Genomic DNA, 26601 nt, shown 5'->3' with positions numbered 1-26601 from the left:
TGCCTATGCGACGTAAGTTATAAAGAGGTCGATATCCCTGTGGCGGACACAAGGTAGTGCTGGCACCAAAAGCTGTCAAATGATAATCATTATTTTTTAGATTATTAGTAAAGTGCCATTTTTGTGCTATTACAGGCCGCCTGTGCGCCTCGCCGGTGCACTCCTGGCCATCATCACGGGCTAATTTTTTTCACGCGTTGCCCGTCTTCAACTGCATGTAAACGCGGTCGTCTCCCAGCCACGCAGGCTGATACAGAGCGCCGTGCCCCACGCATGGATTGAGGACAGGTACAGCGATGGCAAACTTCTTCGAGCGCCCGACAACTCTGGCTCACGCCTTGATGCGCCATGCCGTGCGGCGTGGCGATGAACCGGCCTTGCGGTTTCTCGATGGCCAGCGCGAAGACGGCCTGGTGCTCACCTACCGCCAGCTCGATGCCCGGGCGCAGGTTATCGCCCAGGCCCTGCACCGCCAGTTCCAGCCCGGCGAGCGCGCCCTGTTGCTGCTGCCCAGCGGCCCGGACTACGTGGCGGCGTTCTTTGCCTGCCTGTACGCCGGGGTGATCGCGGTGCCGGCCTACCCGCCGGAGTCGACCCGCGCCCAGCACCTGGAGCGCCTGCTGTCGATCGTGGCGGACGCCGAGCCAAGCGTGATCCTGACCACGACGCACTTGCTGCCGGCCCTGGGTGAAACCGAAGCGCAGCACGGCACGCGCCTGCCCCGGCTGCTGGCCGTCGATGAGCTGGCCGGCGAGACCGCCGGTGCCTGGACAGCCCACACGCCAGCGGCCGGCGACATCGCTTTCTTGCAGTACACCTCCGGTTCCACCTCGACGCCCAAGGGCGTGCAGGTCAGCAATGCCAACCTGGAAGCCAACTCGTTCCTGATCCGCCAGGGCTATGCCATCGACGCCGGTGACGTGATCGTCAGCTGGCTGCCGCTGTACCACGACATGGGCCTGATCGGCGGCCTGTTGCAAGGCATCTACAGCGGCGTGGGCGTGGTCTTGATGTCGCCGCAGTATTTCCTTGAACGCCCGCTGCGCTGGCTGGACGCGATCAGCCGCTTCGGCGGCACCATCAGCGGTGGCCCGGACTTCGCCTACCGCCTGTGCTGCGAGCGCATCAACGACAGCAAGCGGGCTGAACTGAACCTGCGCCACTGGCGCGTGGCCTTTTCCGGCGCCGAACCGATCCGCCAGGACAGCCTGCAGGACTTTGCCACACGCTTTGCCGCCTGTGGTTTTGATGCCAGCCACTACCTGGCCAGCTACGGCCTGGCCGAGGCCACACTGTTCGTTACCGGCAGCCGGCCGGGGCAGGGCATCGACAGTCTGCAGCTGGACGCCGAGGCGCTGGGTGCCCACCGGGCCGTGCCGGGGCAGGGCAGCACCCTGGCCAGTTGCGGCTGGCCACAGCCGGAGCACCCGGTGCTGATCGTCGATACCGCGACCGGTGCAGCGCTGGGTGAAGGCCTGGTGGGCGAAATCTGCAGCGGCGGGCCGAGCATCGCTTGTGGCTACTGGCGCAACCCCGAAGCCACGGCCAAGGCGTTCTTTGAGCGCGACGGTGGCCACTGGCTGCGCACCGGTGACCTGGGCTTCCTGCATCAGGGTCAGTTGTACGTCAGCGGGCGGATCAAGGACATGCTGATCGTACGCGGCCAGAATCTGTACCCGCAGGACATCGAGCGCACCGTCGAACGCCACATCGACGCGGTGCGCAAGGGCCGGGTCGCGGTGTTTGCCGTGCAGCACGACGGCGTCGAATCCTTTGGCGTTGCCGCCGAGGTCGGGCGCCGCGCGCACAGCCAGCAAGCGCCCGGGCAGTTGATCGAACAGATTCGCCAGGCCGTCGCCGAGGTGCATCACGAAGCCCCGGCGCTGGTGGCCCTGCTGGAACCGGGCAGCCTGCCCAAGACCTCCAGCGGCAAGTTGCAGCGCTCGGCCTGCGCCGCGCAGCTCAAGGACGGCACCCTGCAGGCGCTGACCCTGTGGCGTCTGGGCGAACAGGCGGCTGCAACCAAGACAGTCAATGTCCAGACCCTCGCACAACGCATTCAGCATGCCTGGTGCCAATCGCTCAAGGTCGAGACCCTGAGCCCCGAGGCCAGCTTCTTCGGCCTGGGCGGCAACTCGATCCAGGCCATCCAGATGATCGCCGAGCTGCGCGACGAACTGGGCCTGGACGTGCAACTGCGCACGCTCTACGAGGCCCCGACCCTGGCGCAATTCACCGCCGCTGTCGAAGGTCGCCGTGCACCGGCCACCGGCATTGCGCGGGTGCCACGCGACGGCGCCCTGATCCAGTCGGCGGCGCAGAACCGCCTGTGGTTCCTCTGGCAACTGCAACCGGACAGCGTGGCCTACAACATCCCTGGCGGCCTGCGCCTGCGCGGCGAGCTGGACGTGGTGGCAGTCGAGCGCGTCTTCACCACCCTGATCGCGCGCCACGAAGCCCTGCGCACGCACTTTGGGCAACAGGACGGCATCGGCCTGCAACGCATCCTCGGTCATAGCGGCTGGGAACTGGTGCGCGAAGACCTCAGCGAACTCCCGGCGTCCGAGCGTGAAGCCCGCGCCCGTACGCTTCAGGAAGCCGAAGCGCACAACCGGTTCGACCTGGAGCAAGGCCCGCTGTTGCGCATCAAACTGGTCAGCCTCGACGACGAGGATCACCTGCTGCTGGTGACCCTGCACCACATCGTCGCCGACGGCTGGTCGCTGGGCATTCTGCTGGACGAATTCGCCCGCCTGTACGCCGGCTACAGCCAGGGCCAGGACCCGCAGCTGGCGCCGCTGGGCATCCAGTACGCCGACTACGCCGCCTGGCAGCGCGACACGCTCGATGCCGGCGAACAACAGCGCCAGCTCGACTACTGGCGCGAAGCCCTGGAGGGCGAGCGCGAGCCGCTGGCCTTGCCGCTGGACCGTCCGCGCAGCGCCACGCCCTCGGCCGCCGAACGCCTGGGCCTGCGTCTGGACAAGGCGCTGGGCGAGCGCGTGCAGGGCCTGGCGCGCAGTTGTGGGGTCAGCACCTTCAGCCTGTTACTGGCCGCGTTCCAGGCCTTGCTGCAACGCTACACCGGCCAGCACGACATCCGCGTCGGGGTGCCCAATGCCAACCGTCCGTTGCTCGAAACCCAGGGCCTGATCGGCTTTTTCATCAATACCCAGGTGCTGCGTGTGCAGGTTGATTCACGCCAGGATTTCCTTAGCCTGCTGAGGGCGGTCAGCGCCCGCGTGCAAGCGGCCCAGGCCAATCAGACGATCGACTACGAACAGGTTACCGCTGCCCTCGGCGATGCAGCCGGTTTCGAGGTGATGTTCAACCACCTGCAACGCCACACCGATGCGCTCAAGCGCCTGCCCGGCCTGCTGGCCGAAGAGCTGCCGTGGCACAGCCGCGAGGCCAAGTGCGACCTGCAACTGCACAGCGAAGAAGACCCGCAAGGGCGCATCCGCCTGTCATTCGACTACGCCGTCGCGCTGTTCGACGCCGCCACCGTCCAGCGCCTGGCCGGGCACTTCGTCAGCCTGCTGGAGCAGGTCTGCGCCCACCCTGACCAGGCACTCGGCGACCTGCCGTTGCTGGCTGAACAAGCCTCCCGGCAACTGCACCGCTGGGGCCGTAATCCGCAGCCGCAACCGGGCTGGCAACTGGCGCAGCGCCTGTCACTGCAAGCCGCCCGCACACCGGGGCAAACCGCACTGAGCTTTGCCGGCCAGTCGCTGAGCTATGCCGAACTCGAGCGTCAGGCCAACCACCTGGCGCTGCGTCTGCAAGCGCAAGGCGTCGGCCCGGAAGTACGCGTCGGCGTGCTGGCCGAGCGTTCGCTGGAGTTGATGATCGCGGTGGTTGCCCTCGTCAAGGCCGGCGCTGCCTATGTGCCGCTGGACCCGGATTACCCGCGTGAGCGCTTGCAGTACATGCTCGCCGACAGCGCCATTGCTTTACTGCTGGGCCAGCAACAGGTGCTGGACACCTTCGACGTACCGGCACGCATCGTCACCTTGGCGCTGGACGATGTCGCCCGCAGCCCGGGCGCCGACAGCGCACCTGTCATCGAGGTACACCCGCACACCCTGGGCTACGTGATCTACACCTCCGGCTCCACCGGCCAGCCCAAGGCGGTCGGCAACAGCTACGGCGCATTGGTCGAGCGCCTGGACTGGATGCAGCGCGAGTATGCGGTCGGTCCGACTGACGTGCTGCTGCAAAAGGCGCCACTGAGCTTCGACGTTTCGCTGTGGGAATGCTTCCTGCCGCTGATCTCTGGCAGCCAGCTGGTGCTGGCTGCCAATGGCGAACACCGCGACCCGCAGCGGCTGGTAGAGCGGGTGATCGAACATGGCGTGACCCTGCTGCACTTCGTGCCGCCGCTGCTGCAATTGTTCATCGACGAAGATCAGGTCGAACACTGCGCCAGCCTGCGTCACCTGTTCTCCGGTGGCGAGGCGTTGCCGGCCGAACTGTGCCGGCGCATCCGGCAGCGCTTGCCGAATGTGACGCTGCACAACCGTTATGGCCCGACCGAAAGCGCCATCAACGTCACCCACTGGACCTGTGGTGCAGAGCGCGGCGCACGGGTGCCGATCGGTCGGCCACTGAGCAATGTGGTCACCGAGATTCGCGAGGGCGACTGGCAACTGGCACCCCCCGGTGCCCGGGGTGAACTGCTGTTGGGCGGCAGCGCCCTGGCGCGTGGCTACCTCGGCCAGCCGGCGCTGACCGCCAGCCGCTTTCTGCCGGCTGAAGAGGGCGCTCGCGTGTACCGCAGCGGCGACCTGGCGCGCTGGCGCAGCGACGGCGTGCTGGACTACCTCGGTCGTCTTGACGAGCAGGTCAAGCTGCGCGGCGTGCGCATCGAGCTGGACGAAATTCGCAGTGAAATGCTTACCCAGCCCGGCGTGCGTCAGGCCGTGGTGATTCTTGGCGAAGGCGCCGGCGGCGGGCAGTTGCTGGCTTATCTGGTGGTCGATGGCGATGAGTCGCCAGTGGAACTGAGCGAGCGCATTCGTGCCGCGCTGCGCACTGCCTTGCCCGAGCCGATGATCCCGGCGCATGTGCTGCGTCTGGCAGAACTGCCTTTGACCCCGAGCGGCAAACTCGACCGCCGTGCCTTGCCGCAACCGGAGGCTGCGCAACGTGAGTACCGTGCGCCGCGCAACGAGCTGGAGCGCGCACTGGCGGCGATCTGGAGCGACATGCTCGAACTGGAACAGGTCGGCCTTGATGACGACTTCTTCGAACTGGGCGGGCATTCGTTGCTGGCCACCCGCATCGTCTCCCGTGCGCGGCAGGCCTTCGGTGTCGAACTGCCGCTGCGCAGCCTGTTCGAATCGCGGACCCTGGAAGCCTTTGCCGCCTGGGTGACCAGGGCGCAGGCCGATGGCCTGGTCGACCGCCAGGGCGCCATTGCGCTGATTGACCGCACTCTGCGCGTGCCGCTGTCGTATTCGCAGCAGCGCATGTGGTTCCTCTGGCAACTGGACCCGGACAGCCCGGCGTACAACGTCGGTGGCATGGCGCGCTTGCGCGGTGCGCTGGATATCGATGCCTTCGAGCGGGCCTTGCAGACTTTGATTGCGCGCCATGAAAGCTTGCGCACCACCTTCCCCAGCGCTGACGGCAAGCCCTGGCAGCGCGTGGCGGCGCAGTCCGATGTGCGCATGGCACAACGGGACATCAGCGCGCAGTCGCCTGCCCAGCGGCAGGCGAGTATCGAGCGCCTGGCCGATGAGCAGGCGCATGCACCGTTCGACCTGGAACACGGCCCGTTGCTGCGCGTCTGCCTTGTGCGCAGCGGCGAGCAGGAGCATCACCTGCTGATCACCCTGCACCATATCGTCACCGAAGGCTGGGCGATGGACATTTTTGCCCGGGAGCTGTCGGCGCTGTACGGCGCCTTTGTCGAAGGCCATGAATCGCCACTGGCGCCGCTGCCGGTGCAATACCTGGACTACAGCGCCTGGCATCGCCAGTGGCTGGAAGCCGGCGAACTGCAACGCCAGCGCGAGTACTGGCTGGCGCAACTGGGTGGCGAGCAGCCGCTGCTGAGCCTGCCTACCGACCGGCCACGCCCTGCGGTGCAGAGCCATCGTGGCGAGCTGCACCGCTTCGATCTGGATGAGGCACTGGCCCGTCAGGTCAGCCGCTTCAACCGCGAGCGCGGCCTGACCCTGTTCATGACCATGACCGCCGCCCTGAGCGTGTTGCTGTACCGCTACGGCGGTCAGGACGACCTGCGCATCGGCGTGCCGCTGGCCAACCGCATCCGCCCGGAAAGCGAAGGGCTGATCGGCGCGTTCCTCAACACCCAGGTGCTGCGTATCCAGCCGCACGGGCAGATGCGCGTCAGCGAACTGCTCGATCAGGTGCGCCAGGTGGCCATCGACGGCCAGTCGCACCAGGACATTCCGTTCGATCATCTGGTCGAAGCCCTGCACCCGCAACGCAGCGCCGCGTTCAACCCGCTGTTCCAGGTGATGTGCAATGTGCAGCGCTGGGAATTCCAGCAGCAGCGCACGCTGGCCGGCGGCGTGCAGGTCGACTACCTGGTCAATGATGCCCGCGCCACCAAGTTCGACCTCAACCTGGAAGTCACCGACTTCGACGCGCAACTGCGCTGCTGCCTGACCTACAGCACCGACCTGTTCGACGCCGAGCGCATCGAAGCCATGGCCGGGCACTGGCAACAACTGCTGCGCGCCATGCTCGACGCACCGGACACCCGCCTGAGCGAACTGCCGCTGTTGAGCGCCCCTGAACACCAGGCCTTGCTCGACAGCGGCCGTGGTCCGGCGCTGAACGAAACCCCGCCCGGCGTGGCGGCGCTGTTCCAGCGTCAGGTCCAGGCCACGCCGTACGGCCGGGCGCTGACCTGCGCCGGCGAGTCGCTGACCTACGCCGAACTCAATGCCCGGGCCAACCGCCTGGCGCATCGACTGATCGAACTGGGCGTCGGCCCCGAAGTGCGCGTGGGCCTGGCCCTGCGCCGCTCGCTGGACATGGTGGTCGGCCTGTTGGCGGTGCTCAAGGCCGGGGGCGCCTATGTGCCGCTGGACCCGGAATACCCGCAGCAGCGCCTGCGCTACATGATCGAAGACAGCCACATCAGCGTGTTGCTGGGTCACGACATCCTCTTCGAGCAACTCGCGCCGCTGCCGGGCAATGTCTACGCCTGGAGCCTGGAACAGGACTTGCCGGCGCTGGCCGGCTATCCGGGCAGCGACCCTGCACAGCGTTGCCTGCCCGGGCATCTGGCCTACCTGATCTACACCTCCGGCTCCACTGGCCTGCCCAAGGGCGTGGCCGTGGAACATGGCCCGCTGGCCATGCACTGCCAGGCCGTGGGCGAACGGTTCGGCACTAACCCGGCTGACTGCGAGCTGCATTTCTACTCGATCAACTTCGACGCCGCCACCGAGCGCCTGCTGGTGCCGCTGCTGTTCGGCGCCGAAGTGGTGCTGCGCGAACAGGGCCAGTGGGACGCCGAGTCGATCTGCGGTCTTATTCGTACCCACAGCATCAACGTGCTGGGCTTTACGCCCAGCTACGGCGGGCAACTGGCGCAGTGGCTGCGCAGCCGCGACGAGCAATTGCCGGTGCGCCTGATCATCACCGGCGGCGAAGCGCTGACCCCGGAGCACTTGCACACCCTGCGCGACAGCTTCAGCCCGCAGACTGTATTCAACGCCTACGGCCCGACCGAAACCGTGGTCATGCCCACCGCCTGTGCCGCGCCCGAGACGTTGCCCGAAGGGCTGGGCAGCGTGCCGATCGGCCGCGTGGTCGGCGCCCGCCAGTTGTATGTGCTGGACGCCGACCTGGCGCTGGTGCCGGCCGGTGCCAGTGGTGAGCTGTATGTCGGCGGCTACGGCCTGGCGCGGGGGTATCTGGGCCGCGCCGGCCTGAGTGCCGAACGCTTTGTCGCTGATCCGTTCAGTGCCGAGGGCGGGCGTCTGTACCGCACCGGCGACCTGGTGCGCCAGGGCCGCGACGGCCAGCTGGAATACCTCGGGCGTATCGACCAGCAGGTCAAGGTGCGCGGTTTCCGCATCGAACTGGGCGAAATCGAAGCCAGCCTGCTGGCCCATGAAAACGTCCGTGAAGCGGTGGTGCTGGCGCTTGACGGCCCGTCCGGCAAGCAACTGGTCGGCTACCTGCTGGCCGAGTCGGCGCAGGCTAACGATGAGCTGATTGCCGAGCTGAAAGCACAGCTGCTGGTCGCGTTGCCCGAGCACATGGTGCCCGCGCACCTGATGGTGCTGGAGCGCTTCCCGCTGACCGCCAACGGCAAGCTCGACCGTCGCGCCCTGCCGCAGCCGGACCTGGCCGCCGCCCAGAACGACTACCAGGCACCGCGCAATCCGGTCGAGCAGAGTCTGGCCGAGGTCTGGCAATCGGTGCTCGGCGTGCCGCGCATCGGCATCGACGACAACTTCTTCGCGCTGGGCGGCGACTCGATCCTGTCGATCCAGGTGGTCAGCCGTGCGCGCCAGGCGGGCGTGCATTTCAGCGCCAAGGACCTGTTCCTGCACCAGACCGTACGCACCCTGGCCGCCGCCGCCAAACAGAGCCAGCGCCTGAGCATCGACCAGGGCCCGGTGCTGGGCGAGACGGCGCTGACGCCGATCCAGCACTGGTTCTTCGAGACGCCGCAAAGCAATCCGCAACACTGGAACCAGTCGCTGCTGCTGCAAAGCGCCCAGCCGCTGCAGGCGCCGCTGCTGGAGCAGGCCCTGCAAGCACTGGTGGCCCATCACGACGCCCTGCGCCTGCGCTTTACCGCACTGGCAAAGGCCGAATACGCGGCGCACGATGCCACCCAGGCGCTGCTCTGGGTGCATGAGGCGGCGGATGCTGCGCAGCGTCTTGCGCTGTTCGAACAGGCCCAGCACAGCCTCGACCTGCAACACGGCCCGCTGCTGCGGGCGGTGCAGGTGCCGGGCACGCCGCAGCGTCTGCTGCTGGCCATCCATCACCTGGCGGTGGACGGCGTGTCGTGGCGGGTGCTGCTTGAGGACCTGCAAACGGTGTATCGCCAACTGGAACAGGGCCAGACAATCAACCTGCCGGCCAAGACCAGTTCGCTGCGTGACTGGGCCGGTCGCCTGCAAGCCTATGCCGGCAGCGAGTCGCTGCGTGAAGAACTGGGCTGGTGGCAGGCGCAGTTGCAAGGTGCAAACAACGAGCTGCCGCGGGATTTCAGCGGTGAGCCGAACCTGGAACGCGATGCGCGCCGGGTCAGCCTGACCCTGGACGCCGACACCACCCGCCAGTTGCTCAACCAGGCCCCGCAGGCCTATCGCGCCCGGGTTGACGATCTGCTGCTCACCGCGCTGGCCCGCACCCTGTGCGCCTGGACCGGGCAAGACTCGGCCCTGGTGCAGCTTGAAGGCCATGGCCGCGAAGCGTTGTTCGACGACATCGACCTGAGCCGCACGGTAGGCTGGTTCACCAGCGCCTACCCGCTGCGCCTGACACCCGCCAGTGATCTCGGCGCCAGCCTCAAGGCCATCAAGGAACACCTGCGCGGCGTGCCGCACAAGGGCCTGGGGCATGGCGTGCTCAGCTATCTGGCCGATGCGCATAGCCGTCGCGCCATGGCTGAATTGCCCGAAGCGCGGATCACCTTCAACTACCTGGGCCAGTTCGACCAGGGCTTTGCTGCCGACGCGCTGCTGCGGCCGCTGGACGAGGCGGGCGGTGCACAGCATGCGCCGGATGCCGCACTGCCGAACTGGCTGAGCGTCGACGGTCAGGTGTACGGCGGCGAGCTGACCCTGCGCTGGACCTTCAGCGACAAGCTGTTCCGCCCGGAAACCATCGAGCGTCTGGCCGCTGCCTATCAGGCCGAACTGCGCGCCCTGATCGCCCACTGTGTGGCGCCCGAGGCCGGCGGCATCACGCCATCGGACTTCCCGCTGGCGCACCTCAGCCAGCCGCAGCTGGACGCCTTGCCGCTGCCGTTCAACGCCATTGACGACATTTTCCCGCTGACCCCGATGCAGGAGGGCATGCTGCTGCATACCCTGCTGGAGGCCGGCACCGGCATCTACTTCATGCAGGACCGCTACAGCATCGACAGCGTGCTCGACGTGCCACGCTTCGAGCGTGCCTGGCGTCTGGTCGTAGCCCGCCACGAAGCGCTGCGTGCCTCGTTTGTGTGGAACACCGGCGAGCAGATGCTGCAGATCATCCATCGCGGCGACGGTGACGGCGTCGAGTTCCTTGACTGGAGCGAGCTGCCCGCCGACGGCCATGAAACACGCCTGCAAGCGCTGCTGGAGACCGAGCGCCTGGCCGGCTTCGACCTGCTGCAAACGCCGCCGCTGCGCTTGCGCCTGATTCGCCTGGCCGCCGATCGCCACTGGTTCATCATGAGCAACCACCACATCCTCATCGATGCCTGGTGCCGCTCGATCATGATGGGCGATTTCTTCGCCTTCTATCAGGCGCTGGGCGAAGGCCGCGAGGCCAACCTGAGCACGCCGCCGCGCTACCGCGAGTTCATTGCCTGGCTGCATCACCAGGGCCTGGAGCAATCCAGCACCTACTGGCGCCAGGCACTGAGCGGCTTCGAACGCCCGACACTGATCCCCAGCGACCGGCCGATCCTGCACGACAACGGTGGCATGATCGTCGGCGATGCCTACAGCCGCCTGCTGCCGGAACAAGGCCTGCGCCTGAAGGAACTGGCGCAAGCGCATCAGTTGACCGTCAATACCTTCGCACAAGCGGCCTGGTCGCTGGTGCTGCGTCGCTACAGCGGCGAGCGCGACGTGCTGTTCGGCGTTACCGTGGCCGGTCGCCCGGCGAGCCTGCCGCAGATGCAAAATTGCGTCGGCCTGTTCATCAACAGTATTCCGCTGCGGGTGCCGATGCCGGCCGCCGGCGAGCGCCTGAGCGTGCGCCAGTGGTTGCAGCAACTGTTCGAGCGCAACCTGGCGCTGCGCGAGCATGAGCACCTGCCGCTGGTGAGCATTCAGGAGTGCAGCGAACTGCCCAAGGGCCAGCCACTGTTCGACAGCCTGTTCGTGTTCGAGAACGCCCCCGTGGACGCCACCGTGCTGCAAGGCGCCGAAGGCCTCAATGCCCGATCCGGTTCCGGGCGCACGCACACCAACTACCCGTTGACCGTGGTCTGCTACCCCGGCGACGACCTGGGCCTGCACCTGTCCTACGACCGGCGCTTCTTCGACGCCCCGACCATCGAGCGCCTGCTGGGCGACTTCCAGCGCCTGCTGCTGGCCCTGGCCGACGGCTTCGACCAGGACTTCTCGGCGCTGGCGCTGGTGGCTGATGAGGAGCGCCGCTTCCTGATCGAAGACTGCAACCGCAGCGAACGTGACTACCCGCTGCAACAGGGTTATGTGCCGCTGTTTGAAGCAAACGTGGCCGCCCACCCGCAGCGCATCGCCGCCGCTTGCATGGGCGAGCAGTGGAGTTATGCCGAGCTGGACCGTCGCGCCAATCGTCTGGGTCACGCGTTGCGGGCGGCCGGGGTGCAGCCCGACCAGCCCGTGGCGCTGATGGCCGAACGCAGCCTGCCGTTGCTGGGCATGATGATCGGCACCCTCAAGGCCGGCGCCGGCTACCTGCCGCTGGACCCGGCGCACCCGCAACAGCGCCTGGCGCAGATCGTCGACACCAGCGCCGCGCAAGTGCTGGTGTGCAGCGCCGCCTGCCGCCAGCAGGCCGAAGAGCTGCTTGAAGAGCTGGGCTGTGCCGGTGGCCGGCCGCGCTTGCTGGTCTGGGAGGACCTCCAGGCCGGCGAGGGCGATGATTCGTCTCCGAACATCGCCGTGACCGGCCAGCACCTGGCGTACGTGATCTACACCTCCGGCTCTACCGGCGTGCCCAAGGGCGTGGCGGTGCAGCAGGCGGGCATGCTCAATAACCAGCTGAGCAAGGTGCCGTATTTCAACCTGGACGAACAGTCGGTGATCGCCCAGACCGCCTCGCAAAGCTTCGACATTTCGGTGTGGCAATTCCTCGCGGCTGCCCTGTGCGGTGCGCGCGTCGAGATCGTTCCCGACCTGATCGCCCACGACCCGGCCGCCTTGCTGCGCCATGTGCAGGACACCGGCATCAGCGTGCTCGAAAGCGTGCCGTCGCTGATCCAGAGCCTGCTCGCCGAACCGCCGGCCATGCTCGATCACTTGCGCTGGCTGCTGCCTACGGGTGAGGCCATGCCCCCGGCGCTGGCGCAACAGTGGTTGCAACGCTACCCGGCGATCACCCTGGTCAACGCCTACGGCCCGGCCGAGTGCTCCGATGACGTGGCGCTGTTCCCGGTGGATCAGGCGTCCACCGCCGGCAGCTACCTGCCGATCGGCACGCCGACCGACAACAATCGCCTGTACCTGCTCGACGATGAATTGCAGCCCGTGGCGACCCTGGCCCAGGGCGAGCTGTTCATTGCCGGCACCGGGGTCGGCCGTGGCTACCTCAACGATCCGGCGCGCACGGCGGCGGCGTACCTGCCCGATCCGTTCGGCGCGCCGGGTGAGCGCGTGTACCGCAGTGGCGACCTGGCCCGGCGTCGTGATGACGGCGTGCTGGAGTATGTCGGTCGTGTCGACCATCAGGTGAAGATTCGCGGCTACCGCATCGAGCTGGGCGAAATCGAAGCGCGGCTGCGCCAGTGGCCACAGGTGCACGACGCCGCCGTGGCGGCGCAACACACCGCCACCGGCCAGTACCTGGTCGGCTATGTGGTCGGCAAAAACGCTACGCCAGACGTTGACGCACTCAAAGCGCACCTGGCGCAGAGCCTGCCCGAGTACATGGTGCCGCGCCACTGGCAGGTGCTCGACAAGCTGCCGCTCAACCCCAACGGCAAGCTCGACCGTAAGGCCCTGCCGGCGCTGGCGTTCAGCGTCAGCGACTATCAGGCCCCGACCACCGGACTGGAAACCACCCTGGCGCGTATCTGGGGTGAGGTGCTGGGCGTGGAGCGGGTTGGCGTCACCGATAACTTCTTTGACCTGGGCGGGCATTCGTTGCTGGCCACACAAATTGCCTCGCGCGTGCAGCAGACCCTGCAGCGCAGCGTGCCACTGCGGGCGATGTTCGAGTGCAGCACGGTGCAGGAACTGGCCCGCCACATCGAACAACTCGACGGCACGGCACTGACCGAACAGAAAGTCAGCGCCCTCGACGACCTGATGTCCCGCCTGGAGGCGCTGTAACGGTGACCCCTGTGTAGGAGCGCGCTTGCCCGCGACCGAGTGCGCAGCGCTCGCAAAATTGATGAAACGCCACAATTTTACGACTGCTGCGCAGCCGGTCGCGGGCAAGCGCGCTCCTACCGGGTCTCTGTTGGCCAGGCAATAGCGTTGTATCAGGGACACAGTGGAATTTTCCAAGGCTTTTTACATCATTCAGGAGCGCACCCATGAGCACAGCGTTTGCCGAAAGCCCGATCAAGGCCCACGACGAAGAAAAGGACTACCGGTTCGAGGACAACCCGATCCTGGCCCGGCAAAAACAGCAGGAGTCCAACGCACGCAGCTACCCGCGGCGGATTCCGCTGGCGCTCAAGCGCGCCCGGGGCCTGTATGTCGAGGACGTCGAAGGCCGCACCTTCATCGACTGCCTGGCCGGTGCCGGCACCCTGGCGCTGGGGCATAACCACCCGGTGATCACCGATGCCATTCGCCAGGTGCTTGACGATGAACTGCCGCTGCACACCCTGGACCTGAGCACGCCGGTCAAGGACCGCTTTGTCCAGGACCTGTTCGCCATCCTGCCGCCGGCCTTTGCCGCCAGGGCAAAGATCCAGTTCACCGGCCCGACCGGCACCGACGCGGTAGAAGCGGCGCTGAAACTGGTGCGCATCGCCACCGGGCGCAGCACAGTCATTGCCTTTCACGGTGGTTACCACGGCATGAGCCAGGGCGCGCTGAGCCTGATGGGTAACCTCAAGGCCAAGACTCCGCTGGGCGCGCTGCTCAGCACCGGCGTGCAGTTCATGCCGTTCCCCTACGACTACCGCTGCCCGTTCGGCCAGGGCGGCGAGGCGGGGGTGCAGACCAACCTGCATTACCTGGACAACCTGCTCAGCGACCCGGAAAGCGGCGTGCAGCCGCCGGCGGCGGTCATCGTCGAAGCCGTGCAGGGCGAAGCCGGTGTCATTCCGGCGGCCAACACCTGGCTGCGTGGCCTGCGCGAAATCACCGCGCGGCACAAGATTCCGCTGATCATCGACGAGATCCAGACCGGTTTCGGTCGTACCGGCAAGCTGTTCGCCTTCGAGCACGCCGGCATCGTGCCGGATGTGGTGGTGATGTCCAAGGCCATCGGCGGCAGCCTGCCGCTGGCGGTGATGGTCTATCAGGACTGGCTCGACAGCTGGCAACCGGGTGCGCATGCCGGCACCTTCCGCGGCAACCAGATGGCCATGGCCGCAGGCTCTGCGGTGATTCGCTACATCGAAGAGCACAACCTGGCCGGCCACGCTGCCGACGTCGGCCAGCGCTTGCGCCACCACTTGCTGGAGCTGCAAAAGAAAGTGCCGCACCTGGGCGACGTGCGCGGCCTGGGCCTGATGCTCGGCGTCGAAGTGGTCGACCCGCACGGCCAGCCCGACGCCCAAGGCCACCCACCAACCGACGGCGCGCTGGCCGGGCGTATTCAACGCGAGTGCCTCAAGCGCGGGTTGATCCTGGAACTGGGCGGCCGTCACAGCAGCGTGGTGCGCTTTCTGCCGCCGCTGATCATCACCGACGAACAGGTCGATGAAGTGGCACGGATTTTTGCCAGGGCGGTGCAGGCGGCCGTGGCGTCGGCGTGATAAGGCTGACCCAACGCAATCGCCCAGAAACCACAAGACTTTTGTAGGAGCGCGCTTGCCGGGATGCCGGACCACCGCGACCGGCTGCGTTAGCAGTCGTAAATTTGTGGCGTTTCATAGATCCCTGATGAGTTCGCAGTCAAAAAATTGTTGCGTTTAATCAATTTTTGCGAGCGCTACGCACTCGGTCGCGGTGGTCTGGCATACCGGCAAGCGCGCTCCCCGTGATCCTGGCTTAATTTTTTTGTGCATCACTCGTTTAGTCCTTAGAGCCGGCCCGGCGCCGCTCGCGACCTTCAGCCTTACTACGGAGCCTCACCATGACCTCAGTATTCGACCGCGAAGACATCCTGTTCCAGGTGGTCGTCAACCACGAAGAGCAATACTCCATCTGGCCCGACTACAAGGAAGTCCCGAAAGGCTGGCGCACCGTTGGCAAGAGCGGCTTCAAGAAAGAGTGCCTGGCCTACATCGAAGAGGTGTGGACCGACATGCGCCCCTTGAGCCTGCGCAAGCACATGGAAGAACAGGCGCGCCTGAAACAAGGCGACCACGCCGTTCACTGAGGCCTTTGCCATGACCACCGTGCAACTCTTCTGCCTGCCGTATTCTGGCGCCAGCGCCATGGTCTATAGTCGCTGGCGGCGCGCGCTGCCCGAGTGGCTGAGCGTGCAGCCGGTCGAGCTGCCCGGCCGTGGCGCCCGCCTGGGCGAGCCCTTGCAGACCGACATGCAGGCCCTGGCCCGGCAACTGGTCAGGGAACTCATCCCGCGTATCAACGGCCCCTACGCGCTGTTCGGGCACAGCCTGGGCGCGCTGCTGGCCTTTGAAATGATTCATGCCCTGCGTGAGTTCGGCGCACCGTCACCGGTGTCGCTGTTTGCCTCTGGCACCGCCGCGCCCAGCCAGCGCGACGACTACGCCCGCGGCTTTGCCGACCCCAAGACCGACGACGAACTCAAGGCCGAACTGCGTGACCTGAACGGCACCGCGCAAGAGGTGCTGGACAACCAGGAACTGATGGACCTGACCCTGCCGGTCCTGCGTGCGGATTTTCGCCTGTGCGGCCTTTACGAATACCGCAGCCGTCCACGCCTGGACTGCCCGATCCATGTGCTGGGCGGCAAGCAGGACAAGGCCACCCAAGAGCAATTGATTGCCTGGCAGCTCGAAAGCGCTGCCAACTTCTCGCTGGAAATGCTGCCGGGCACGCATTTCTTCATCCATGAGCAGCAAGCCAAGGTGCTGCGCATTCTCAGGCATTGTCTTGAGGTGGATGTGCGTCGGTCTTCACGGCTTGCGTGTGCGTGATGGTTGTTCGCGGTTAAAACCGCTCCTGCGGATATCACCGTCCGTAGGAGCGGTCGGGCGGCGAACCGCTTTAGCCGCGAAAGGCTCTAATCCAGAACCCGGCCCAACCGCCAATAACCCATAAACGTCAGTGCCCGCTTATCCAGCCCCAACGCCCCGACCAGATGCCGACGAATCGCCATGACCGCGGCCGACTCCCCCGCGACCCAGGCATAAAACTCACTGTCCGACGGCTTGGCCAGGTCCCACAGAATCTGCGTGTCGATATCCACTTCATGGATCTTCTGCGGTGCGTTGAGGCGGGCCGCTGATGCCGGCAGTGTCGCCAGTTCCAGTGCGGCCCGGCGCATGCCATCGCCATGCCCGAGCGCCAACTCATCACGCACCAGCCAGTTGACCTGGGCATTGGCCGGCTGGCGAATAGCCAATCGGTCGCCGGCCTGCGGCACCTCGATAAACGCCTGCACCTGCGGCGGCTGCGGCCGATCAGCCAGTTGCTCGAGAATCCCGGCAATCGCCGGCAACGCCGTCTCGTCGCCTATCAGCAATACATGGCGAATGCCTGCCGGCGGCTGCCATTCATAACCGCCCGGATCGCCTGGGTAGTCGGCATGGGGCGCCACCATCTGCAATCGGTCACCGGGCCGGGCATGCGTGGCCCAGCGTGAGGCCGGGCCGGTTTCGCCATGCAGCACGAACTCCACCTCCACCTCGGCCCGTTCACGGCGCAAGGCGCGGATCGTGTAGGTGCGCATCGGCGGTTTGCTGGCCGGGTCCTGGCTGCGCAGGGTCTGGTGCCAGTTGTCCTCCAGCGGCAATTGCGGCGGCTGGCCGTCGGCACCGGGAAACAGCAGCTTGACGCGCTGGTCCGGGGCCTGTGTCTGCATGTGCTGCACTTCAGGGCCGGTGAAGACGAAGCGGGTCAGGGACGGGCTGATGTCGATGCGTTGCCTGAGGATGATGTCGAAGAGGCGATAACTGGGGCGTTTCGCCGGGAGGACTTTCTGTACGGCGCTGCGCAGGTTTTTGCCGAGGGTGGAGAGCATCGGAAGCCGCCTTCTACAAGGATCGATACCTGAATGACGAGCCGTGACTGGCGGGGTTTACCTGGTGCCCGCCGGCTAATTTTCTGGGTCGCGTACTCGTTCAGCCTGAAACAGACGTGTTCCCGGGCGCCCGAGGTTTATTCCATGAGTGAAGTGCTGAGTTTCGATATCAAGCCGCTGCAAGCGCACAAGGGCACCCTGCCGCTGCTGATCCAGGCGCCCGAGCCGGGCATGAGCTTGCAGGCGGCATTTGACGGGTTGAAGCCGCTGGTGGACCGGCACCTGATTCAGAGTGGCGGCATCCTGTTTCGCGGTTTCGAGGTGGCCGGCAACGAAGCGTTCCGCGAATTCGCCTCCTCGTTCGGCCATCCATTGCTCAACTACGAGTTCGGCTCGACGCCACGCAGCAACGTCGCCAAAGGGGTCTACACCTCCACCGAGTACCCGGCGCACCAGAGCATTCCGCTGCACAACGAGCAGGCCTACACCCTGGAATGGCCGATGAAAATCTGGTTCTACAGCGTGATACCGGCTGAAACCGGTGGCGAGACACCGATTGCCGACAGCCGCGAAGTCTACCGGCGCATCCCGGTCGCGATTCGCGAACGCTTTATTGAAAAGCGCCTGATGTACGTACGCAACTACGGTAACGGCCTGGACGTGGACTGGGATCAGGTGTTCAACACCGAGGATCCGGCAGTCGTCGAGGCCTACTGTCGCGCACACAATATCCAGTGCGAATGGAAAGACGACGGCGAGCTGCGCACCCGGCAGGTCTGCCAGTCGGTGGCCCGGCATCCGGTGACCAAGGAGTGGGTCTGGTTCAACCAGGCGCACCTGTTCCACATCTCCAACCTGCAACCGGAAGTGCGCGAAAGCCTGCTGGACATCGTCGACGAGGAAGATCTGCCGCGTAACGTTTATTACGGCGACGGCAGCCCTATCGAAGACAGTCTGCTGGACGAGATTCGTGGCGTGCTGGACGAGTGCACGATCAGTTTCCCGTGGCTGAAAAACGATGTGCTGATGCTCGACAACATGCTTGCTGCGCACGCGCGCTCGCCGTTTACCGGCAGCCGCAAAGTCGTCGTGGCGATGGCGCAGGGGTATTCGCAAGCGCTTCGTGGCTGACCTTCATACGCTGGGCGACAACCTCCCGACCGGCCCTTGATGGGCCGGTTTGCATTTGCGCCGGCGGGCTAAATCAACCCCTTGTTGTTTCGTTCTAGTGGGATCGACCGGGCCTTCTGGCCCCGCTTCCTATTCGACAAGGACGCATTGCATGAATGCCCAAGACGCACTGAGACTCGCCCGCCGCTTTATCGAACTGCCCCTGGAAAAACGCCGCCTGTTCCTCGTCGGCTTGCAGCAGCAGGGCGTGGATTTTTCCCTGTTCCCCATCCCTGCCGATGGGGTCAGCGATGCGCGCGACGGGCTGTCCTATGCCCAGCAGCGGATGTGGTTTCTCTGGCAGCTTGACCCGCAAGGCGCCGCCTACAACCTGCCCATGGCCGTGCGCTTGAATGGCGAGCTGGATCAGGCCGCCTTGCACAGCGCCTTCGATGGCCTGATTGCACGTCACGAGACCTTGCGCTGTGTGTTCAGTGAGCAGGATGGTCAGGTCCGCCAGCGGATTGTCGAGCTGTTTGCGGTGAACATCGTATGCCACGATCTGACCGGGCTGGATGCCGATAAACGCGAAGAGCAGGTTCGCGCATTGGCCGACGCCGAAGCGTTGGCGCCCTTCGATCTGGCCGAAGGACCATTGCTGCGCGTGCAACTGTTGAAACTGGCCGATCAGGCGCATGTGCTGCTGCTGACCCTGCACCACATCGTGGCCGACGGCTGGTCCTACAACGTGCTGATCGATGAATTCATCCGCCTCTACGACGCCGCCAGCAGCGGCAGTGAAGCGGCGTTGCAGCCGCTGCCGATCCAGTACCGCGACTATGCCCTGTGGCAACGCAGCTGGCTGGAGGCCGGCGAGCAGGATCGCCAGCTGGACTACTGGCGCAGCAAGCTGGGCGACGAGCATGCGCCGCTGGAGTTGCCGCTGGATCACGCTCGCCCACTGACGCCAAGCTATCGCGGTGCGCGTCATGAGTTTCAGATTGAGCCGGCGCTGGCCGAGCGCTTGCGCGGCCTGGCCCGCGAGCAGGGTGTGACGCTGTTCATGGTGTTGCTGGCGGCGTTCAAGGTGTTGCTGCATCGCTACAGTGGTCAACAGGCGATTCGGGTCGGCGTGCCGGTGGCCAACCGTAATCGCGCTGAGGTTGAAGGGCTGATTGGCTGCTTTATCAATACCCAGGTGCTGCACACCGAGATCGATCCGCTGATCGATGTGCGTGAGTTGTTGCAGCGGGTCAAGGAGACGGCGCTGGGCGCACAGGCGCACCAGGAGTTGCCGTTCGAGCGTTTGGTCGAGGCGTTCGAGCCGCAACGCAGCCTGGGGCGCAATCCGCTGTTCCAGGTGCTGTTCAATCACCAGCCGACCGTGGTCGATGCCGGGCAGATCACCACCCGCTCCGGGCTGGCGCTGGAAAAAGTCACGCTGGACAAACACAGCGCCCGCTTCGACCTGTCGCTGGACACCTACGAAAGCGCCGGCCGGTTGCAGGCGGTCTTCACTTACGCGCTGGATGTGTTCGAGGCCTCGACCGTCGCCACCTTGCAGCAACACTGGCTGCAATTGCTGGAAGGCCTGACTGCCAATCCGGGGCATGCAGTCGGTGAGTTGCCGCTGTCATTGCCTGAACTGTCGCCAGCCACTGAACAAACAAACGGCGCAGGCGTGTGCATTCATCAACTGATCGAGCAGGCCGCCAACGCCAATCCGCAGCGTGTGGCGGCGATCAGCGGCGAGCAGCAGATCGATTACCTGACACTGACCGAACGGGCCAACGCCTTTGCCCATGTGCTGCTGGAAAGCGGCGTACAGCCTGATCAACGGGTTGGCGTGATCGCTGACCGCTCCATTGACATGCTGGTGGGCATTCTGGCGGTACTGAAGGCCGGTGCAGCCTATCTGCCACTGGAGCCTGATCAGCCACATGGGCGCCTGGACTTCATGCTGGCTGACAGTGATGTGCGTCTGGTACTGGCCAGGGCTGACTGGAATGGCACGTTGCCGGAAGGTGTACAGCGGATTCATCTGGATGCTGCGCTGCGCCGCAGCGACGCGCCTGCGGTAGCGGTTGCCGCGGATAACCTGGCCTATGTGATTTACACCTCCGGCACCACCGGCACGCCAAAGGGCGTGGCGATCAGTCATGCGGCGCTGGTGAACTATGTGCAAGGCGTATCGCGCCGCTTGCCGCTGGATGACATCCAGAACCTGGCGATGGTCACCACCCCGGCGGCGGACCTGGGCCATACCGTGTTCTACGGTGCGCTGAGCGCCGGCAAGACCCTGCATATGCTCGACAAACCCGCCGTGCTCGACGCCGATGCCTTCGCCGCCTACATGCACCAGCATGCCATCGATGCATTGAAAATCGTGCCTTCGCACTTGCAGGCCATGCTCGCCGCCGGCGCGACGGCCTTGCCACGCCGTTGCCTGATCGTCGGCGGCGAAAGCTGCCCGGCCGGCCTGCTGGCGCACATCGCGCAACTGGCGCCCGAACTGCGCGTAATCAACCACTATGGCCCGACGGAAACCACCGTCGGCGTCCTGACCCATGACATGGCTGGCCAGCCGGTACTGGGCCGCCCGCTGGACAATATCCGTGCCCAGGTGTTGAGCGATTGCCTGCTCGCGGTGCCAGGTCTTGCACGGGGCGAACTGTTCATTGCAGGGGCTGGCCTGGCGCGGGGTTATCTGGGCCAGGCGGCCCTGACCGCCGAGCGCTTCGTGCCTGATCCTGCCAGCGCCAAGGGGTCGCGGATGTACCGCACCGGCGATTGGGTGCGCCGCAATGCCCAGGGCGAACTGGTGTTTGCCGGGCGCATGGACGGCCAGGTGAAGATCCGTGGTTATCGCGTAGAACTGGCAGAAATCGAAAGCCGCCTGCGCCAGTTGCCGGCCATCGGCAACGCTGTAGTGCGGGTCATTGGCGAGGACGCTGGCGGGCAACTGGCTGCCTGGGTGGTACCGGCAACGCCGGTTTCGGGTGACACCGCGCAACAGGCGTTTGTCGACGCCATTCGTGGCGAGCTGAAACAGACCCTGCCCGAGCACATGCAGCCGACCCATATGCAGGTGCTGGCGCAACTGCCGGTCACGGCCAACGGCAAGGTGGATGTAAAAGCGTTGCCTTCGCCGGTGGCGAATGTGGCAAGCCATGTGGCGCCGATGACGGCGTTGCAGATCCGGCTGGCTGACATCTGGGCGCAGGTGCTGCAGGTCGAGCGGGTGGGGCTGACGGACAATTTCTTTGCCCTGGGCGGGCATTCGCTGCTGGCGACGCAGGTGGTGTCACGGGCGCGCAGGCAACTGGACGTCGATATCCCGTTGCGTGCGCTGTTTGATACCCGTGATCTGCACGCTTTCGCATTATCTGTTCAGCGACTCGGTCACGCCAAAGACCCTGATATCCAATTGCTTGATCGCAGCGCGCCGCTGGCGGTCTCCCATGCCCAGCACCGGCAGTGGCTGTTCTGGAAGCTGAACCCGCAGAGCGCGGCGTACAACACGCCGCTGGCGGTCAAGCTGCAAGGCGCACTGGATTGGCAGGCCTTGCAGGCCGCTTTCGATGCGCTGGTCGCCAGGCATGAGTCGCTGCGCACGATTTTCGAAGAGCAGGACGGCCAGCCATTGCAGCGGATTCTGCCAGCGGCACCGGTTGTCATCCACGCAGAAGACCTGAGTGGGCAGGGCGCTGATGCGGTCACTCGTCGAATCGAAGAGCACGTCGCCAGCGTCTTCGATCTGTCTGTCGGACCACTGATTCGCGTCACGGTATTCAAGACCGCAGACGACGAGCATCTGCTGACGTTGCTGATGCACCACATCGTCTCCGATGGCTGGTCGATGAGCGTCATGGTGCGTGAGCTGGCCGCCAGCTATAACGCCCGGGCCAGCGGTCAAGCGCTGAGCCGGCCAGCCTTGCCGGTGCAATACGCCGATTACGCCGCCTGGCAGCGCCAGCGTCTGGCCGATGGGCAATTGCAGACTCAGTTGGCCTTCTGGAAAGCGCAGCTCGAAGATGATTTCTCAGTGCTGCAATTGCCGGCCGACCACCCGCGCCCTCAAGAGCAAAGCTACCGGGGCGGGCGCATCGATATCCACTTGCCGGCGCAACTGACGGATAAGTTGCGTGCGCTTGCCGTAGGCGCTAACGCCACGTTGTTCCATGTGTTCCTGTCGTCCTTTGCGATCCTGCTGTCGCGCTACAGCGGTAGCGAGAAGATCAATATCGGCATTCCGGTGACCAACCGTAATCGCCATGAGCTGGAAGGGCTGATCGGCTTTTTCGTCAACACCATCGTTGCCCGGGTGGCGGTCGATCCGGTGCAGACGTTCGATGCGCTGCTGGCGTCGGTCAAGGAGACCACGCTTGAGGCGCAGGCCAACAAGGATGTGCCGTTCGATGCGCTGGTCGAGGCGCTCAAGCCTGAGCGTACGCTGGGGTACAACCCGCTGTTCCAGGTGATGTACAACCATTTGCGCGATGTGGGCGATCAGGTCTCCAGCGACAGCCTGCAGGGGCTTCACGCGCAAGAAGTCGACCTGTCCGAAAGCAACGCGCAGTTTGACCTTGTGCTGGATACGATGGAGCGTACCGATGGGCTGATGGCCTCGTTCAACTACGCTTGCGATCTGTTCACTGCCGAGCGCATCGAGCGCCTGGCAGGCCATTGGGTCAATCTGCTGGAGGCGCTGGTGCAGGCGCCTGCGCAGACTGTTTTCGAACTGCCGTTGCTGGATCGGGAACAATACCGGCAGATCACCCATGACTGGGCTCATGCACAACAGCGTTACCCGAACGATCAGTTCGTCCACCACCTTATCGAAGACCAGGCACGCAAAGCGCCAGACGCCATCGCCCTGGTCTCTGATGAGCAGACACTGAGTTATCAGACCTTGAACCGGCGCGCCAACCGTCTGGCGCACAAGCTGCAAGAACTGGGTGTGGGCCCCGACACTCGGGTCGGCATTGCGGTTGAGCGTGGCCCGGACATGGTGGTGAGCGTGCTGGCCGTCTTCAAGGCCGGTGGTGCCTATGTGCCTCTGGACATTGAATACCCGCAAGAGCGTCTTGCTTACATGCTGCAGGACAGCGGGGCCGGCCTGCTGTTGACGCAAGCGCATCTGCTTGAGCGCTTGCCGGTGGCCGAAGCGGTGCAGACGCTGATTGTCGAGCCGTCCGCGCACTGGCTGGAGGATTACAGCGAGGTCAACCTGGTCATTGATGAGCATCCGCAACGCCTGGCTTATGTGATCTACACCTCGGGGTCGACGGGGTTGCCCAAAGGCGTGACCGTGGCCCATGGGGCGCTGGCCATGCATTGCCTGGCAGCGGCCGAGACGTACGCGATCAACGCGCACGATTGCCTGCTGCAATTTGCATCCGTCAGTTTCGATGCGGCGGCCGAGCAGATCTTCATGCCGCTGGCTCAGGGCGCGCGTGTCGTGCTGGGTGATTTCGCTCGCGGATCACTGGAGCAACTGGCTGCGCAGATTCGCCGACAGGGTGTTTCCGTTCTCGACTTGCCACCTGGCTACGCCAGCCAATTGCGTGAAAGCATCACCCAGGAAGAGGCACTCAGCGTTCGCGTTTGCATCCTGGGGGGAGAGGCGTGGGACGTACGTCTGGCTGACGGGGCAGGAGGCCTGCAGGCTCGGCAATGGTTCAACGCCTATGGCCCGACCGAAGCCGTTGTATCGCCCTTGATCTGGCCGGTGGATCAGGCCCATGCAGGTACATCGGGCCGTGCGCCTATCGGCAGACCGGTAGGCGAGCGGCGTGTCTACGTGTTGGGTGATGCGCTGGAGGTGGTTGCGCCGGACAGTCATGGAGAGCTGTTTATCGGGGGGCAGGGCCTTGCCCGTGGCTACCATGCACGTCCCGCGCTGACGGCCGAACGCTTCATTCCCGACCCGTTCGACGAGCAGGGCGGCGGGCGCCTGTACCGCAGCGGTGACCTGGCGCGCTACTTCGACGACGGTGTGATCGAATACGCCGGTCGCGTCGACCATCAGGTGNGACGAGCAGGGCGGCGGGCGCCTGTACCGCAGCGGTGACCTGGCGCGCTACTTCGACGACGGTGTGATCGAATACGCCGGTCGCGTCGACCATCAGGTGAAGATCCGCGGTTTCCGTATTGAACTGGGTGAAATCGAAGCGCGCCTGCAGGAACAGGCCGCCGTACGCGATGCCGTGGTGTTGGCGCACGAGGGGCCGAACGGCCCGCAACTGGTGGCGTATGTGGTGCCTGCCCGAACGGTTGAAGGCGCCGAGTCTTCTGCACTGCGCGAGACCTTGCGCGGTGCACTCAAGAGCAGCCTGCCGGACTACATGGTGCCGGCGCACCTGATGTTCCTTGATCTCCTGCCGCTGACGCCCAATGGCAAGCTGGACCGCAAGGCCTTGCCAGCACCGGAAGGTCATGTGCAGCCGCACTATCTGGCGCCACAGAGCACCCTGCAGCAACAGATTGCAGGCCTCTGGCAGGACGTCCTCAAACTTGAGCGCGTAGGCCTGACCGACAACTTCTTCGARCTGGGCGGCGATTCGATCATTTCCCTGCAAGTGGTCAGCCGCGCCCGCCAGGCCGGGATTCAGTTCACCCCCAAGGACCTGTTCCAGCATCAGACGGTGCAGGCCCTGGCCTTGGTGGNCTGGGCGGCGATTCGATCATTTCCCTGCAAGTGGTCAGCCGCGCCCGCCAGGCCGGGATTCAGTTCACCCCCAAGGACCTGTTCCAGCATCAGACGGTGCAGGCCCTGGCCYTGGTGGCGCGGCGTGCCGAGGGAAGGGTCATCGACCAGGGCCCGATCACAGGTTCGTCACCGCTGACACCAATCCAGCARTGGTTCTTCGCAGAATCCATTCCCGAGCGTCAGCACTGGAACCAGTCGGTCTTGCTGGCACCGATTCAGGCGCTGGACGCCGCTCATCTGCACGGCGCCTTGCACGTGCTGGTGCAGCAYCACGATGCCTTGCGCCTGCGCTTCGAACAGCAGCCAGACGCGTGGCAGGCTGACTATCAGGGCAGCGCTTCAGATTCAGTGTTGTGGACCCGTCAGGTCGCCGACGTTCMAGCGCTGCAAGCCCTGGGCAACGAGGCGCAACGCAGCCTKARCCTGGCACAGGGGCCGCTGCTGCGTGCGGTGCTGGCCGAACTGGCGGATGGCAGCCAGCGCCTGCTGCTGGTCGTGCATCACCTGGTGGTCGATGGTGTGTCGTGGCGGGTGCTGCTCGAAGACCTGCAACAGGCCTACCGTGCACAGGTCGAGGGGCAGAAAGTGGCACTGCCGGCCAAGACCAGCTCCTTCAAGGCCTGGGCGACGCATTTGCAGGACTACGCCGTCAGCCCGRTCTGCGAAGCCGAACTGGGCTACTGGCATGAACAGCTRAAAGGCAGCAGCGATGCCCTGCCTTGCGACCATCCGCAAGGCGGCCGTCAGCGCAAGCATGCCGCCTACGCCAACACCCGTCTGGACCGCGAGCTGACCACGCARCTGTTGCAGCAGGCACCGGCGGCTTATCGCACGCAGATCAACGACCTGCTGCTGACCGCGCTGGCGCGGGTGRTCTGCCGCTGGAGCGGTCAGGCGCAGGCCTTGATCCGCCTGGAAGGCCATGGCCGCGAGGACCTGTTCGACGACCTCGACCTGACCCGCACCGTGGGCTGGTTCACCAGCATGTATCCAGTCATGTTGAGCCCGCAGCCGGAGCTGGGCGCATCAATCAAGCAGATCAAGGAGCAACTGCGCGCCATCCCCAACAAGGGCATCGGTTACGGCCTGTTGCGTTACCTGGGCAACGCCGAAGCCCGCCAGACCCTGAGCCAGCTAGCGCAAGGYGAAATCGTCTTCAACTATYTGGGCCAGTTCGATGGCGGCTTCGATGATGACACCAGCCTGTTCGTCCCGGCCAGGGAACACGGTGGACTGGAGCAAAGCCCCGAGGCGCCGCTGGACAGCCTGCTGAGCCTGAACGGYCAGGTGTATGACGGTGAGCTGAGCCTGGACTGGACCTACAGCCGCGAGGTGTTCGACGCGCAGACCATCGAGCATCTTGCACAGGCCTATGCCGACGAACTCAAGGCACTGATCGCCCATTGYTGCRACCCGCGCCATCGCGGCGTGACGCCATCGGACTTCCCGCTGGCGGCGYTGACCCAGGCRCAGCTCGACAGCTTGCCGATGGCCGCCGAGCAGATCGCCGACCTGTACCCGCTGTCGCCGATGCAGCAGGGCATGTTGTTCCACAGCCTGTACGAGCAGGAAGCGGGCGACTACATCAACCAGATGCGGGTGGATGTCGAAGGGCTGGA

At 65.2% G+C, this 26601-nt stretch carries 7 protein-coding genes and 2 pseudogenes; 8 read left to right on the top strand and 1 reads right to left on the bottom strand.

What is annotated here, in order from left to right; genetic code table 11:
• The first annotated feature begins 296 nt into the window (after positions 1-296).
• The 4 genes from ASF84_RS05000 (at position 297) to ASF84_RS04985 (ending at position 16114) form a co-directional block, all read left to right on the top strand.
• Positions 297-13199, top strand: a complete 12903-nt coding sequence (locus ASF84_RS05000) for a non-ribosomal peptide synthetase (protein ID WP_056835893.1) — start codon at positions 297-299, stop codon at positions 13197-13199.
• A gap of 206 nt (positions 13200-13405) precedes the next feature.
• Positions 13406-14803 carry an aspartate aminotransferase family protein gene (locus tag ASF84_RS04995; RefSeq protein ID WP_056835890.1) on the top strand — a complete coding sequence of 466 codons (1398 nt, stop codon included), beginning with the start codon at positions 13406-13408 and terminating at the stop codon, positions 14801-14803.
• 320 nt (positions 14804-15123) lie between these two features.
• Positions 15124-15369: an MbtH family protein gene (locus ASF84_RS04990; RefSeq protein WP_056835888.1), complete on the top strand. Its 246-nt coding sequence runs from the start codon at positions 15124-15126 to the stop codon at positions 15367-15369.
• Positions 15370-15379: 10 nt separating this feature from the next.
• The gene (locus ASF84_RS04985) at positions 15380-16114 is read left to right on the top strand and encodes a thioesterase II family protein (RefSeq protein ID WP_056835886.1); all 735 of its coding nucleotides are present in this window, start codon (positions 15380-15382) and stop codon (positions 16112-16114) included.
• Positions 16115-16200: 86 nt separating this feature from the next.
• On the opposite strand, the gene ASF84_RS04980 is transcribed toward ASF84_RS04985, so the two are convergent.
• On the bottom strand, positions 16201-17160 hold the full coding sequence (locus ASF84_RS04980) for a siderophore-interacting protein (protein WP_056835884.1): 960 nt from the start codon (positions 17158-17160) through the stop codon (positions 16201-16203).
• A gap of 144 nt (positions 17161-17304) precedes the next feature.
• Between ASF84_RS04980 and ASF84_RS04975 the strand changes: the two genes are divergently transcribed.
• The 4 genes and pseudogenes from ASF84_RS04975 to ASF84_RS28965 all read left to right on the top strand — a co-directional run.
• Positions 17305-18291, top strand: a complete 987-nt coding sequence (locus tag ASF84_RS04975; RefSeq protein ID WP_056835882.1) for a TauD/TfdA family dioxygenase — start codon at positions 17305-17307, stop codon at positions 18289-18291.
• A 151-nt stretch (positions 18292-18442) separates the two neighbouring features.
• A pseudogene (locus ASF84_RS04970) lies at positions 18443-24304 on the top strand (amino acid adenylation domain-containing protein); the annotation flags it as partial.
• A 1-nt stretch (position 24305) separates the two neighbouring features.
• Positions 24306-24939: pseudogene (locus ASF84_RS29590) on the top strand (phosphopantetheine-binding protein); the annotation flags it as partial.
• Between the two features lies 1 nt (position 24940).
• The coding region (locus ASF84_RS28965; protein WP_236709373.1) for a condensation domain-containing protein at positions 24941-26601 on the top strand (1661 nt) is incomplete at both ends.

Origin of the sequence: Pseudomonas sp. Leaf127 (assembly GCF_001423155.1) — a bacterium.
Taxonomy (GTDB): Bacteria; Pseudomonadota; Gammaproteobacteria; order Pseudomonadales; family Pseudomonadaceae; genus Aquipseudomonas; species Aquipseudomonas ovata.
Note: the sequence above shows the minus strand (reverse complement) of the source record. Positions and strands in the feature narration are given on the sequence as shown.

What these genes read in the sequence shown, in the direction of transcription:
- ASF84_RS05000 (WP_056835893.1), top strand. Translation starts at nt 297, where the DNA reads ATGGCAAACTTCTTCGAGCGCCCGACAACTCTGGCTCACGCCTTGATG.
- ASF84_RS04975 (WP_056835882.1), top strand. Translation starts at nt 17,305, where the DNA reads ATGAGTGAAGTGCTGAGTTTCGATATCAAGCCGCTGCAAGCGCACAAG.
- ASF84_RS04985 (WP_056835886.1), top strand. Translation starts at nt 15,380, where the DNA reads ATGACCACCGTGCAACTCTTCTGCCTGCCGTATTCTGGCGCCAGCGCC.
- ASF84_RS04980 (WP_056835884.1), bottom strand. Translation starts at nt 17,160, where the DNA reads ATGCTCTCCACCCTCGGCAAAAACCTGCGCAGCGCCGTACAGAAAGTC.
- ASF84_RS04995 (WP_056835890.1), top strand. Translation starts at nt 13,406, where the DNA reads ATGAGCACAGCGTTTGCCGAAAGCCCGATCAAGGCCCACGACGAAGAA.
- ASF84_RS04990 (WP_056835888.1), top strand. Translation starts at nt 15,124, where the DNA reads ATGACCTCAGTATTCGACCGCGAAGACATCCTGTTCCAGGTGGTCGTC.